Source organism: Pseudomonas sp. 3MAES_34.3B (assembly GCF_058145875.1).
Genome location: NZ_CM176960.1, coordinates 4,283,349 through 4,297,388, shown reverse-complemented (window position 1 = coordinate 4,297,388; position 14,040 = coordinate 4,283,349). Strand labels below are relative to the sequence as shown.

The 14,040-nt window shown below is 62.4% G+C and carries 10 protein-coding genes; 9 read left to right on the top strand and 1 reads right to left on the bottom strand.

Annotation, left to right across the window (positions count from 1 at the left end; translation table 11 throughout):
* The first annotated feature begins 62 nt into the window (after positions 1-62).
* From AC3Z8Y_RS19085 to AC3Z8Y_RS19055, 7 genes are all read left to right on the top strand, one after another.
* Positions 63-611: a sugar ABC transporter ATPase gene (locus AC3Z8Y_RS19085; RefSeq protein ID WP_490087144.1), complete on the top strand. Its 549-nt coding sequence runs from the start codon at positions 63-65 to the stop codon at positions 609-611.
* Positions 612-689: 78 nt separating this feature from the next.
* The gene (guaB, locus tag AC3Z8Y_RS19080; RefSeq protein WP_181111364.1) at positions 690-2,159 is read left to right on the top strand and encodes an IMP dehydrogenase; all 1,470 of its coding nucleotides are present in this window, start codon (positions 690-692) and stop codon (positions 2,157-2,159) included.
* A gap of 153 nt (positions 2,160-2,312) precedes the next feature.
* Entirely contained in the window at positions 2,313-3,890 is a 1,578-nt protein-coding gene (gene guaA / locus AC3Z8Y_RS19075; protein ID WP_490087143.1) for a glutamine-hydrolyzing GMP synthase, read from the top strand.
* A 300-nt stretch (positions 3,891-4,190) separates the two neighbouring features.
* A complete protein-coding gene (locus AC3Z8Y_RS19070) occupies positions 4,191-4,412 on the top strand; it encodes a hypothetical protein (RefSeq protein WP_490087142.1) in 222 nt (73 codons plus the stop codon).
* Positions 4,413-4,523: 111 nt separating this feature from the next.
* Positions 4,524-5,897: a multicopper oxidase family protein gene (locus AC3Z8Y_RS19065; RefSeq protein WP_490087141.1), complete on the top strand. Its 1,374-nt coding sequence runs from the start codon at positions 4,524-4,526 to the stop codon at positions 5,895-5,897.
* On the top strand, positions 5,897-6,391 hold the full coding sequence (tadA, locus tag AC3Z8Y_RS19060) for a tRNA adenosine(34) deaminase TadA (RefSeq protein ID WP_490087140.1): 495 nt from the start codon (positions 5,897-5,899) through the stop codon (positions 6,389-6,391). The genes AC3Z8Y_RS19065 and tadA overlap by 1 nt, the downstream gene beginning before the upstream one ends.
* 63 nt (positions 6,392-6,454) lie before the next feature.
* A protein-coding gene (locus tag AC3Z8Y_RS19055; protein WP_490086872.1) for an IS3 family transposase occupies positions 6,455-7,842 on the top strand; the annotation gives its coding sequence in 2 pieces (ribosomal slippage) (positions 6,455-6,971 and positions 6,971-7,842; 1,389 coding nt in all).
* Positions 7,843-7,991: 149 nt separating this feature from the next.
* On the opposite strand, the gene mltF is transcribed toward AC3Z8Y_RS19055, so the two are convergent.
* On the bottom strand, positions 7,992-9,464 hold the full coding sequence (mltF, locus tag AC3Z8Y_RS19050) for a membrane-bound lytic murein transglycosylase MltF (RefSeq protein WP_181122959.1): 1,473 nt from the start codon (positions 9,462-9,464) through the stop codon (positions 7,992-7,994).
* Between the two features lie 186 nt (positions 9,465-9,650).
* On the opposite strand from mltF, the gene purL reads away from it, so the two are divergent.
* On the top strand, positions 9,651-13,547 hold the full coding sequence (gene purL, locus AC3Z8Y_RS19045; protein WP_490090046.1) for a phosphoribosylformylglycinamidine synthase: 3,897 nt from the start codon (positions 9,651-9,653) through the stop codon (positions 13,545-13,547).
* Positions 13,548-13,562: 15 nt separating this feature from the next.
* Positions 13,563-13,874 carry an NGG1p interacting factor NIF3 gene (locus tag AC3Z8Y_RS19040; RefSeq protein ID WP_490087139.1) on the top strand — a complete coding sequence of 104 codons (312 nt, stop codon included), beginning with the start codon at positions 13,563-13,565 and terminating at the stop codon, positions 13,872-13,874.
* Positions 13,875-14,040: the final 166 nt, after the last annotated feature.

The window sequence follows — 14,040 nt, the reverse complement described above, 5'->3', positions numbered from 1 at the left end:
GGCGGCTGTCGCGGCTGCTGGTGGTAGAATCGTTCACCGTTCCGTCGTTGTATGGCTAGCACATGGCTTCGCAAAGCATTCTGGTTCCCCAACTTTCCACCGTCCCTGGCAATGAAGGCGCCGCCAGCCTGATGCTGCGCTGGCTCGTTCACAAGAATGTCGTGGATGGTCAGCCCACTACCTGCTGCCGTGGCGGCAATGGCATGGGCTACGCCATTGCCGAAGGTGCGCGCCGGGTGGTGCGCCATCCGGAGCGCCTGCCGTTCGGCGAAAAGATCAACGGCCTGCGTATCGTCACCAAGCGCTGCATCTATACGCCGCAGAAGGGCTTTATCGAGGAAGCGGGCTGCCCCAAATGCCGTCGGGAAGTAGGCGAGCCGCTGTTCGAGAGCCTCGACGAGTGGTATCCCGGCCTCACGGACAATTTCACCTGCCCGCTGTGTGGCTTCGAAGACGACATCAATGGTTTCCTCTTCCTGCAGCCTTGCGGCTTCTCCAACCTGGGCTTCATTTTCGAGGGGTGGAGCGAGGCCGGTTTCACCGAGGCCTTCGTGAAGGGATTCGCCGAGCGGCTGGATTGGCCGGTACGGCTGGTGGATGTGCAACTCTGAAGCACGCGCGCATTGAGCCTTGGGGCATGTACAGGTATAATGGCGCGCTTCCATTTTTCCCGCCCGGGAGCCCCCGCGATGCTGCGTATCAGCCAAGAAGCCCTGACTTTCGATGACATTCTTTTGGTCCCCGGTTATTCCGAGGTCCTGCCGAACGAAGTCAGCCTCAAGACCCGTTTGACCCGTGGCATCGAACTGAACATTCCCCTGGTGTCCGCCGCCATGGACACCGTGACCGAAGCCCGCCTCGCCATTGCCATGGCCCAGGAAGGTGGCATCGGTATCATTCACAAGAACATGACTGTCGAGCAACAGGCCGCGGAAGTCCGCAAGGTCAAGAAGTTCGAAGCAGGCGTGGTCAAGGACCCGATCACCATCGAGGCCGGCGCTACTGTTCGTGACCTGTTCGAGCTGACTCGCCAGCACAACATCTCCGGTGTGCCGGTGCTGCACGATGGTGACCTGGTCGGCATCGTCACTTCCCGCGACGTGCGTTTTGAAAACCGCCTGGACATCCCTGTCCGCGAAGTGATGACTCCGCGTGATCGGCTGGTGACCGTGCGCGAAGGCGCCACCAAGGAAGAAGTTCGCCAGCTGCTGCACAAGCACCGGCTGGAGAAGGTCCTGATCGTGGACGCAGACTTCCAGCTCAAGGGCATGATGACCGTAAAGGACATCGAAAAAGCCAAGGCCTACCCGCTGGCAAGCAAGGACGACCAGGGTCGCCTGCGTGTCGGCGCTGCGGTGGGTACCGGCAAGGACACCGGCGAGCGCGTTACCGCGCTGGTCGCCGCTGGCGTGGACGTAGTGGTGGTAGACACCGCCCACGGCCACTCCAAGGGCGTGATCGACCGCGTGCGCTGGGTCAAGCAGAACTTCCCGCAGGTGCAGGTGATCGGTGGCAACATTGCCACGGGCGCGGCCGCGCTGGCATTGGTTGAAGCTGGCGCCGATGGTGTGAAAGTCGGTATCGGCCCGGGCTCCATCTGCACCACCCGTATCGTGGCTGGCGTGGGCGTTCCGCAAATCAGCGCAGTGGCCAACGTTGCCGAAGCGTTGAAAAACACTGACGTTCCGTTGATCGCCGACGGCGGTATCCGCTTTTCCGGGGACTTGTCCAAGGCCGTGGTCGCCGGAGCCTATTGCGTGATGATGGGCTCCATGTTCGCCGGTACCGAAGAGGCTCCGGGCGAAATCGAACTGTTCCAGGGTCGTTCCTACAAGGCCTACCGCGGCATGGGTTCGCTGGGCGCCATGGCTCAGGCTCAGGGTTCTTCGGACCGTTACTTCCAGGATTCGTCCGCTGGCGCGGAAAAGCTGGTGCCGGAAGGTATCGAAGGCCGCGTACCCTACAAAGGCGCCCTGTCTGCGATCATCCATCAGTTGATGGGCGGCCTGCGTTCATCCATGGGCTACACCGGCAGCGCCAACATTCACGAAATGCGCACCCGCCCGGAATTCGTCCGCATCACGGGCGCCGGCATGGCTGAATCCCACGTCCACGACGTGCAGATCACCAAGGAAGCGCCTAACTACAGGGTCGGCTGAGGCCGGTTCGCGCCGACAGCGTCAAGCTATAAGCTTCAAGCGGCAAGCTTGAAGCGAAACGCAGCCGCAGCGTGTGATAGCGCAGCGGCTATGTCGCCTTTAACAACTTGCAGCTTGCAGCTTCAAGCTTGCCGCTGCCTTTCAGAGTCTCCCATGGCCCTCGATATTCATGCTCACCGCATTCTGATCCTCGATTTCGGTTCGCAATACACCCAGCTGATCGCCCGCCGCGTGCGGGAAATCGGCGTGTACTGCGAGTTGCACCCTTTCGACATGGATGACGAAGCGATTCGCGAATTCGCTCCGCGCGGCATTATCCTGGCCGGTGGCCCGGAATCCGTGCACGAGGCCAACAGCCCGCGCGCGCCTCAGGCCGTATTCGACCTGAACGTGCCGCTGCTGGGCATCTGCTATGGCATGCAAACCATGGCCGAACAACTGGGCGGCCGGGTAGAAGGCTCCAACCTGCGTGAGTTCGGTTATGCCCGCGTGGACGTGGTTGGCAAAAGCCGCCTGCTCGACGGCATCGAAGACCATGTAGACGCCGACGGCGTGCTGGGCCTGGACGTATGGATGAGCCACGGCGACAAAGTCACCGAGATCCCATCCAACTTCCATGTGCTGGCCAGTACCCCCAGCTGCCCGATCGCTGGCATGGCGGACGATGCCCGTGGCTACTACGGCGTTCAATTCCACCCGGAAGTGACCCACACCAAGCAGGGCGGCCGCATGCTGTCCCGCTTCATATTGGATATCTGCGGCTGCGAAGCCCTGTGGACGCCGTCGCGCATCGCTGACGATGCCATCGAGCAGGTGCGTGCTCAGGTTGGCGACGCCAACGTATTGCTGGGCCTTTCTGGCGGCGTGGATTCATCCGTGGTCGCGGCACTGCTGCACAGGGCTATCGGTGATCAGCTGACCTGCGTATTCGTGGACAACGGCCTGCTGCGCCTCCACGAAGGTGAGCAGGTAATGGCCATGTTCGCCGAGAACATGGGCGTGAAAGTTATCCGCGCCAACGCCGAAGACCAGTTCCTCGGCAACCTTGCGGGTGAGGCAGACCCGGAGAAGAAGCGCAAGATCATCGGCCGCACCTTCATCGACGTGTTCGATGCCGAGGCCAGCAAGTTGCACAACATTCAGTTCCTCGCCCAAGGCACCATCTACCCGGACGTGATCGAATCGGCTGGCGCCAAAAGCGGCAAGGCCCATGTGATCAAGTCCCACCACAACGTGGGTGGCCTGCCGGAAGAGATGAACCTCAAGCTGGTAGAGCCGCTGCGCGAGCTGTTCAAGGATGAAGTGCGCCGCCTTGGCCTGGAATTGGGCCTGCCGTACGACATGGTCTACCGCCATCCTTTCCCGGGCCCTGGCCTGGGTGTGCGCATCCTCGGCGAAGTGAAGAAGGAATACGCCGACCTGCTCCGCCAGGCCGACCACATCTTCATCGAAGAACTGCGCAAGGCCGACTGGTACCACAAGGTCAGCCAGGCATTCGTGGTATTCCAGCCGGTCAAGTCTGTCGGCGTGGTCGGCGACGGTCGCCGTTACGCCTGGGTCGTGGCGCTGCGCGCTGTCGAAACTATCGACTTCATGACCGCTCGCTGGGCGCACCTGCCGTACGAGCTGCTCGAAAAAGTCAGCGGCCGCATCATCAACGAGATCGAAGGCATTTCGCGGGTCACCTACGACGTGTCGAGCAAGCCGCCTGCGACGATCGAGTGGGAATGATTGGATGTCCGGCATTGCCCGGTACTTACTAGCAAGCAATGCCCTGAAGCCCGCGTAATTGCGGGCTTTTGGCTTTTAAGGGGCATCGGTGCAAAGCGCCGCTCGTGCTCGCCGCTCCTGAATTGTTTGCCCGTATTTTATAAGCCGCCCCTCTGGCCCGTATCGATTGGCTTCGGGTATAGGGACATCTTTCCAAACGATTCCCTCCGTACGAACCCTCAACCCCCCAGCCATAATGCGCCGCTTGGTGCAAAGTGATTTAGGTTGCATTTAACAACCTGTTTAGGTGTGCGAAAGCTGATGCTAGCCTACCCCCACTCCTTTCCAGCCCCGATCCATGAGGGCAGTACGTCGCTATGGCATCTGGCGGACGTGCTTGCCTGGTTGGATGCCAAGGGTGGCTATGCTTTGGCGGCCGCTGCGATAGAAGTCGCGACTGTTGCGATGCAGATCAATGTAATGAAGGACCAGCACCGGTTGAACCGGGATCTGGGCGCTGCCCTTGGTACGCTCCCAATGTAATACCCGCAAGTCTTACCTCTCACCCAGCCCTTAAAATTCCCCCCATACCTGTGTATCGTATCGGCCCCTTCGCGGCTGGTCCGCGTTTGCCTATCCCGAGGTTCCCAAGCCATGTCCGTCACCCGTCGCCAATTCCTCACGGGCCTGTCCGGCCTTGCTGTCGTGGGGCTGGGTGTGGGTGGCGCTGCGCGGTACTGGCTGGGCCGCAATGAAGCGCCCGGCGGGCACGATTACGAGTTGATCGCGGCGCCCCTCGATGTCGAGCTGGTGCCAGGCCATCAAACCCCTGCATGGGCCTATGGCGGTGCGGCGCCGGGGTTGGAGCTGCGGGCGCGTCAGGGCGATTGGCTGCGGGTAAAGTTCATCAACCGTCTGCCAGTGCCCACTACCGTCCACTGGCATGGCATACGCCTGCCGCTCGAGATGGACGGCGTGCCCTATGTCTCGCAGTTGCCCGTGCTGCCAGGGGAGTCCTTCGATTACCGCTTCCGAGTGCCGGATGCGGGCAGCTATTGGTATCACCCCCATGTCACCAGCAGCGAGCAGCTTGGGCGCGGGCTGGTGGGCCCGTTGATCGTTGAAGAGCGCGAGCCCACCGGTTTTGTGCATGAACGCACCCTTAGCCTGAAGAACTGGCATGTGGACGAGGAGGGCGGTTTCCTTCCCTTCAGCATTCCGCGGGAAGCCGCGCGTAATGGTACGTTGGGCCGGTTATCCACGATCAATGGCGAGCCCAACCCCACGCTGGACCTTCCCGCCGGCCAGATTGTGCGGGTGCGCCTGCTCAACCTAGACAATACGGCCACCTACCGGCTGAACCTCAAAGGGCAGGGCGAAGCGCGTATTTATGCATTGGATGGCAACCCCGTAACCCCACGGGCCCTGGGGCCGGATTACTGGCTTGGGCCCGGCATGCGAATTTGCCTGGCGCTGCGCATGCCCGCCGCAGGTGAAGAGATTGCCCTGCGTGACGGCCCGGTACGCCTGGGTACCCTGCGTGCGGTTCCGTCCGAAGGCAGCGCGGCCGACTGGCCCGCGCCCTTGCCGCCCAACCCCATCGCCGAGCCCGACCTGGCCAATGCCGAGAAGCTCAACTTCAATTTCGAGTGGGTGGGCAGCACGGCGGACGAAGGCGTGGATACCCCGCCCAGCCTGTGGCAGATCAACGGCGTGGCCTGGGATATCAACGACAAAACCTGCGCCGACCGCCCAATTGCCAGGCTGGCGCGGGGCAAGAGCTATATCTTCGAGCTCAAGAACATGACCCAGTACCAGCATCCGGTTCACTTGCATGGAATGAGCTTCAAGGTGATCGCCTCTAATCGGCGCAAGATCATTCCCTATTTCACCGATACCTTTCTGCTGGGCCGCAATGAGCGGGCGCAGGTGGCGTTGGTAGCGGATAACCCGGGCACCTGGATGTTCCATTGCCATGTGATCGACCATATGGAAACCGGCCTCATGGCAGCGATCGAGGTGGCCTGATGCGTCAACCCATGATTTTCGACCGCAGCCGCGACCGCGATTTCATGCAAATGGCACTGGCCCTCGCCGAGCAGGGCGCGGCGCTGGGCGAGGTGCCGGTGGGGGCGGTGCTGGTGCAAGGCGGCGAAGTGATCGGGCGCGGCTTCAATTGCCCGATCAGTACCAGCGACCCCAGCGCCCATGCGGAGATGGTCGCGATCCGTGAGGCTGCCCAGGCGGTGAGCAACTATCGGCTACCGGGCGCAACGCTCTATGTCACCCTGGAGCCCTGCAGCATGTGCGCGGGTTTGATCGTCCATTCCCGGGTGGCAAGGGTGGTGTTCGGCGCCCTGGAGCCCAAGGCGGGAATTGCCCAGAGCCAAGGCCAGTTCTTTTCGCAGCCGTTCCTGAATCACCGGGTAGTGCTCGAAGGTGGCGTGATGGCCGAAGAGTGTGGCGCGGTGCTGAGCGCGTTCTTCAAGCAGCGGCGTAGTGCCGGGCGACCCCCGCTGTAGGAAGCGGGCAGAGTGAGGCGCGCCCTAGAAGTTGGACATCCATCCAACCTCTGGGGTGTATTCATGAGCAAGTACAGTACGCAGTTCAAGCTTTCAGCGATCGGCGCCTTCCTCTCTGGGGCCTACGGTTTTCGCCGCGTTGGCGCCGACTTCGGCGTTGATCCCACGCTGCTGCGCCGCTGGATTGCGGCCTATAGGCAACATGGCGAACAGGGTGTCACGCCGCGTGCGCGCCAGTCGTACACCACCGAATTCAAGCTGATGGTACTGCAAACGAAGTGTCGCGATCACCTATCGCTTCGAGAGGTCGCGGCCCTGTTCAACCTCGGCTGTTCCAGCCAGGTGGGCAGATGGGAGCGTGAGTACTACAGTAGCGCCATCGAAGCCCCGCGCCCGGGGCCCCAGGAATTGCCTGTTGTCATGTCCAAGCCGAAATTTCCAAAACCCCAGACGCCCCTTCCATCCGAGTCGATCAAGGATGAAGACCTGACCCATGACCAGTTGCTGGCCAGGCTGTACCAGGCTCGGGTGGAGAACGCTTACCTAAAAAAGTTGAAGGCGTTAAGGGAGGAAAAGGAAAGGCAGGCGGCAGCCGGGAAGAAAAAGCCCGGATAGTCACCGCGCTGCGGTCGGACTTTGACCTTGATGCGCTGCTCAAGGCGGCCGGGCTGGCGCGCAGCACCTACTACTACCAACTCAAGGCGATTGCTGCCGGGGACATGAGCGCCCCGCTGAAAGCTGCGATCCAGAGCATTCAGGATCAGCACAAGGGCCGATACGGCTACCGCCGCGTGACCGCGACCCTGCGTCACGACGGGCAGCTGGTCAACAGCAAGAAAGTGCGTCGGCTGATGGGCGAGATGGGGCTTCAATGCAAGGTACGACCCAAGCGGTACAAGTCGTACAACGGCCTGATAGGGGTAGCCGCGCCCAACCTGCTGGCCCGGAATTTCAAGGCCGAGGCGCCGAATCAGAAGTGGGTGACCGACGTGACCGAGTTCAAGGTGGGCAGTGAAAAGCTGTACCTGTCGCCCGTGCTGGACTTGTACAACGGCGAGATCGTGGCCTATCAGCTCGCCGAACGCCCACAGTATGCGCTGGTGGGGCAAATGTTGGAGCAGGCTCTGAAGCGCTTGCCGGACGGTGCCACGCCGCTGCTGCACTCGGATCAGGGCTGGCACTACCGCTATCAGGAGTACCGCGACCGGCTACAGGCAGCGGGTCTGGAACAGAGCATGTCGCGCAAAGGTAACTGCTTGGACAACGCGGCCATGGAAAGTTTTTTCGGCACGCTCAAGACGGAGTTCTTCTACCGGGAGCGCTTTACCAGCATCGATCAGCTATGGACGGCGATTGAGGAATACATTCACTATTACAATCATTACCGCATCAAGATGAAGCTCGACGGCCTGAGCCCTGTGGCGTACAGGACCCAGGCCGCAGCAGCCTGATTTACTCGTCCAACTTTATGGGCGCATGCCAGAGCTCGCGAATAGATTTTCGTGCCATTTCGCGAGTTTCGCCCGCTTCCTACGGGATTATTCTGGGAGCTCGCGATCAGGACAGTTGCTTCGCACAAGGCAGGAATTCGCAAAAACTGTTACAGCGGCGGGGTAACTTGCGGCTGGGCCTGCGCCGGGCGGGTTTTGTCCACGCCGGGCACGTGCAGGTTGTTGTCCGCAACCTGCCCGCCCTCGGTCTGAGGTTGGGTTACCCACGTGAGAATGTCGTAGTAGCGGCGGATGTTTGCCACGAAATGTACCGGCTCGCCGCCCCGGGCATAACCGTAACGGGTTTTGCTGTACCACTTCTTTTGTGACAGCCGTGGCAGCATTTTCTTCACGTCCAGCCACTTGTTCGGGTCCAGGCCTTCATCCACCGCCAGCTTGCGGGCGTCGTCCAGGTGCGCGGTGCCAATGTTGTAAGCGGCCAAGGCGAACCAGGTGCGGTCGGGTTCCTTGATACTGTCGTCGAGCTGATCCTTGATCAGCGCAAAATACTTCGCCCCGCCATAAATGCTCTGGCGCGCGTCCAGCCGGTTGGATACGCCCATGGCCTGTGCCGTGCTTTGAGTCAGCATCATCAAGCCGCGCACGCCCGTTTTCGAGGTTACGGCTGATTGCCACATGGACTCCTGATAACCGATAGCCGCCATCAGCTTCCAATCCACCCGCTCCTGCTTGGCGGCAGCCTGGAAGTGTTTCTCGAATTTGGGCAGGCGCTCCTGCAAGTGCTGGGCGAAGGTATACGCGCCCACATAGCCCAACACGTCCACGTGGCCGTAATAACGGTCCTTGAGGCGCTGCAGGGTGCCGTTGCGGCGTACCTTGTCCAGGAACAGGTCAATCTCGTGGAGCAGGCTGTTATCGGTGCCGGGGGCCACGGCCCAGCGCTGGTCGCGGGCATCGCCGAGGTCGAACGCCACGCGCACGTTAGGGAAGTACACCTGGTTCATCGCCACTTCGTTCGAATCCACCAGGGTGTAGTCGATCTGGCCCTCATCCACCATGCGCAGCAGGTCGACCACCTCTACCGCGTCAGACTCTTCGTACTCGATGCCGGGGTTCTGCGCCTTGAGCTCGGCCAGTTGCTCGGCATGGGTGCTGCCTTTGAGCACGGTGATCTTCTTGCCGATCAGGTCCTTGGCATCGGTGGGCCGAGGCTGCCCGTTGCGGTAGATGATCTGCGGCGTGACCTCCAGGTACGGATGGGAAAAGCGCGCCGTTTGCTGGCGGGCCGAGCTGCTGACCAACCCGGCGGCAGCCAGTACCGGCCCATTGGGCTGGCCCAGCCGGTTGAACAGGTCGTCGAGGTTGTCGGCGGTCTGGATCTCGAGCTTTACGCCCAGGTCGTCGGCGAAACGCTTCACCAGCTCGTATTCGAAGCCGGTATCGCCGTTGCGGTCCTGGAAATAGGTGGCGGGGCTGTTGCGGGTAATCACGCGCAGCACGCCATCCTCCTTGACTCGCTCCAGTGTGCTGGGTTTTTCCACACAGCCGCTGAGCATCAAGAAGAAACCGGTTGCAAGGAACCACAGCGCATGGCGCAGGTGGGGAACAATCGAGGCGAACATGGGTGCAGTATACGCAAAGCGGCTACGCGACCATATCTCGACAGTGTGGCGGGGTTCTGCTAGGGCCTGAAATGAGCGGGGAAGGGCAACCGTCTGCCCACGAGCGCGCCGATACGGATGCCTGGCGCGCCGGTTTAGGCTAGAATGCACGGCCCAATCTACACCCCTCTCGAGGCTGTCCCCACGATGTTGATCCTGCGCGGCGCTCCTGCCCTTTCTGCCTTCCGCCACGGTAAATTACTGGAGCAAGTGAGTCAGAAGGTCCCCGCTGTCACCGGCCTGTACGCTGAGTTCGCCCATTTTGCCGACCTCAAGGCCGACCTCGACACCGAACAGCTGCAAGTGTTGGATCGCTTGCTCAAGTACGGGCCCAGCGTCCCGGTGCAGGAGCCGGTGGGGCGTCTGTTCCTGGTGGTACCACGTTTCGGCACCATTTCGCCCTGGGCCAGCAAGGCCACCGACATCGCCCATAACTGCGGCCTGGCCAACGTGGACCGCCTCGAGCGCGGGATCGCTTACTACGTACAAGGCGAATTGACCGACGCCCAAGCGGCCGACATCGCCGCCGTGCTGCACGATCGCATGACCCAGCGCGTGCTGGATCGCCTCGAGGATGCCAGCGCGCTGTTCACCCACGCGCAGCCCCGGCCGATGACCTCGGTAGACGTGCTCGGTGGTGGCCGCGCCGCTCTCGAAGCCGCCAACGTGAGCCTCGGCCTGGCCCTGGCCGAAGACGAGATCGACTACCTGGTCACCAGCTTCCAGGGGCTGGCGCGCAACCCCAACGACATCGAACTGATGATGTTCGCCCAGGCCAACTCCGAGCACTGCCGCCACAAGATCTTCAACGCCAGTTGGGACATCGACGGCCAGGCTCAGGAAAAGAGCCTGTTCGGCATGATCAAGAACACCTACCAGATGCATGGTGAAGGTGTGCTGTCCGCTTACAAGGACAACGCCGCCGTCATCGTCGGCAACGAAGCGGGCCGCTTCTTCCCGAACCCGGAAACCGGCGAATACGCCGCCGTGCGCGAGCCCGTGCACATCCTGATGAAGGTCGAAACCCACAACCACCCCACGGCGATCGCGCCGTTCCCGGGTGCTTCTACCGGTTCGGGCGGGGAAATCCGTGACGAAGGCGCCACCGGCCGCGGCTCCAAGCCAAAGGCAGGGCTGAACGGCTTCACCGTTTCCAACCTGAACATTCCCGGTTTCGAGCAGCCTTGGGAAAAGCCCTACGGCAAGCCTGAGCGCATCGTGACCCCGCTGGACATCATGATCGAAGGCCCGCTGGGCGGCGCCGCGTTCAACAATGAATTCGGCCGCCCCGCGCTTACCGGCTACTTCCGTACCTTCGAGCAGGCAGTCAACAGCCCTCGTGGGGAAGAAGTGCGCGGCTACCACAAGCCCATCATGCTGGCCGGCGGCCTTGGCAACATCCGCGCCGAGCATGTGCAGAAGGGCGAGATCCCGGTCGGCGCCAAGCTGATCGTGCTGGGCGGCCCCGCCATGCTCATTGGCCTGGGCGGCGGTGCAGCCTCATCCATGGCCACCGGTGCCAGCTCCGCTGACCTGGATTTCGCCTCCGTGCAGCGCGAAAACCCGGAGATGGAGCGCCGTTGCCAGGAGGTTATCGACCGCTGCTGGCAGCTGGGCGACGCCAACCCGATCTGCTTCATCCATGATGTGGGCGCGGGCGGCCTGTCCAACGCCTTCCCGGAACTGGTGAATGACGGCGGCCGCGGCGGGCGCTTCGAGTTGCGCAACGTGCCCAACGACGAGCCGGGCATGGCCCCGCACGAAATCTGGAGCAACGAATCCCAGGAACGTTACGTGATGGCGGTGGCCGCGGAAGATTTCCCGCGCTTCCAGGCCATTTGCGAGCGCGAGCGTTGCCCGTTCGCGGTGGTTGGCGAAGCCACTGCCGAGCCGCATCTCACCGTCACCGACAGCCACTTCGGCAACAGCCCGGTGGACATGCCGCTGGAAGTGCTGCTGGGCAAGCCGCCGCGCATGCACCGTACCGTGGCCCGCGAAGCCGAGCAGGGCGATGATTTCGACCCTGCCAGCCTGGACCTCACCGATTCGATCACCCGCGTGCTGCGTCACCCGGCCGTGGCCAGCAAAAGCTTCTTGATCACTATTGGCGACCGCACCATCACAGGCCTCGTGGCCCGCGACCAGATGGTCGGCCCATGGCAGGTGCCGGTGGCGGACTGCGCAGTTACCGCTACCAGCTTCGACGTCCACACCGGCGAGGCAATGGCACTGGGCGAGCGCACGCCGCTGGCACTGCTCGACGCCCCGGCATCGGGCCGCATGGCCATCGGCGAAACCCTCACCAACCTGGCGGCGTCCGCGATCGGCAGGCTGTCGGACGTGAAACTCTCCGCCAACTGGATGGCTGCCGCCGGCCACCCGGGCGAAGATGCCCGCCTGTACGACACCGTCAAGGCCGTGGGCATGGAGCTGTGCCCGGCACTGGGCATCACCATCCCGGTGGGCAAGGACTCGATGTCCATGCAAACCCGCTGGCGGGAAGAGGGCACCGACAAGTCCGTGACCTCGCCGATGTCGCTGATCGTCAGCGGCTTCGCGCCAGTGACCGACATTCGCAAAACCCTCACCCCGCAGCTTCGCCTGGACAAGGGCGAGACGGACCTGATCCTGATAGACCTGGGCCGTGGCAAGAATCGCATGGGTGCTTCCATCCTGGCACAGGTGCATAGCCAGCTGGGCAAGATCGCACCCGACGTGGACGATGCCGAAGACCTGAAGGCGTTCTTCGCGGTCATTCAGGGCCTGAACGCCGATGGCCATCTGCTCGCCTACCACGACCGCTCCGACGGCGGCCTGCTGGTGACCGCGCTGGAAATGGCCTTTGCTGGCCATTGCGGCCTGGACCTGCGCCTGGACACCCTGGCGCATGGCCGTGAAGAAGCCGCCGCCGTGCTGTTCAACGAAGAGCTGGGCGCGGTGATTCAGGTGCGTCATGACGCTACCCCGGAAATCCTCGCCCAGTTCAGCGCCGCGGGCCTGGAAGACTGCGTTGTGGTCATCGGCAAGCCGGTGAACAACGGCCATGTGATCATCCGCCTGGGCGACGAAACCCTGTTCGAAGGCGAGCGCCGCCTGCTGCAGCGCCAGTGGGCCGAAACCAGCTACCGCATTCAGCGGATGCGGGATAACGCCACCTGTGCCGACCAGGAATTCGACGCGCTGCTGGAAGAAGACAACCCGGGCCTGCACGCCAAGCTGTCGTTCGACGTGAATGAAAACGTCAGCGCACCCTACATCAAGACCGGTGTGCGGCCGAAGGTGGCCGTGCTGCGCGAACAGGGCGTGAACGGCCAGGTGGAAATGGCCGCGGCATTCGACCGTGCCGGCTTCAGCGCGCTGGACGTGCACATGAGCGATATTCTCGCCGGCCGGGTAGACCTCAACGACTTCAAGGGGCTGGTCGCCTGTGGTGGCTTCTCCTACGGTGACGTGCTTGGCGCGGGCGAGGGCTGGGCCAAGTCGGCCTTGTTCAACAGCCGTGCGCGGGACGCCTTCCAGGCCTTCTTCGAGCGTACCGACAGCTTCGCCCTGGGCGTGTGCAACGGTTGCCAGATGATGTCCAACCTGCACGAGCTGATCCCTGGCAGCGAAAGCTGGCCTCACTTCGTACGCAACCGCTCCGAGCAGTTCGAAGCGCGCGTGGCGATGGTGCAGGTGCAGGAGTCCAACTCGATCTTCCTGCAAGGGATGGCCGGTTCGCGCATGCCCATCGCTATCGCTCACGGCGAAGGCCATGCGGAATTCGCCAGCGAGCAGGCGTTGATCGAAGCGGACGTTTCCGGCTGTGTCGCGCTGCGCTTCGTGGACAACCACGGCAAAGTGACCGAAACCTACCCGGCCAACCCCAACGGTTCGCCGCGCGGGATTACCGGCCTGACCAGCCGCGACGGCCGCGTGACCATCATGATGCCGCACCCGGAGCGCGTGTTCCGCGCTGTGCAGAACTCCTGGTACAGCGATGAGTGGAGCGAGGACGGTGGCTGGATGCGCATGTTCCGCAACGCGCGGGTGTGGGTGAACTAACCCTGGGGAGGCACGATGTACAAGCTTTGCTTCTTCGTGCCGCCCAGCCATGTGGATGAGGTAAAGGCCGCCGTATTCGCTGCCGGTGGCGGGCGAATCGGGGGTTACGACCAATGCTGCTGGCAGGTATTGGGCCAAGGCCAGTTCCAGCCGCTGGACGGCAGCCAGCCGTTCATTGGCACCGCAGGCACCGTTGAAACCGTAACGGAATGGCGGGTGGAGCTGGTTGTGGCGGATGAGCTGATCGCGGCGGTAGTTGCCGCGCTCAAGCTCAGCCACCCCTATGAAACCCCAGCCTATGAAACCTGGCGGCTTGAGGCGTTTTAAGCCCCGTTGCGCTTCGTTCGCGAGCTACGCCTTGCGGCTTCGCCCGGCTCCTATGTATGGACTCGCCCCCACTGTCTACCCGCTTTTAACATTCTGCCCGGCTGCATCTATGTATCAGGCCTTTCGAGGAAGCCGGCTTCGGCTTCGGGCCAACATTTGGTGAGCA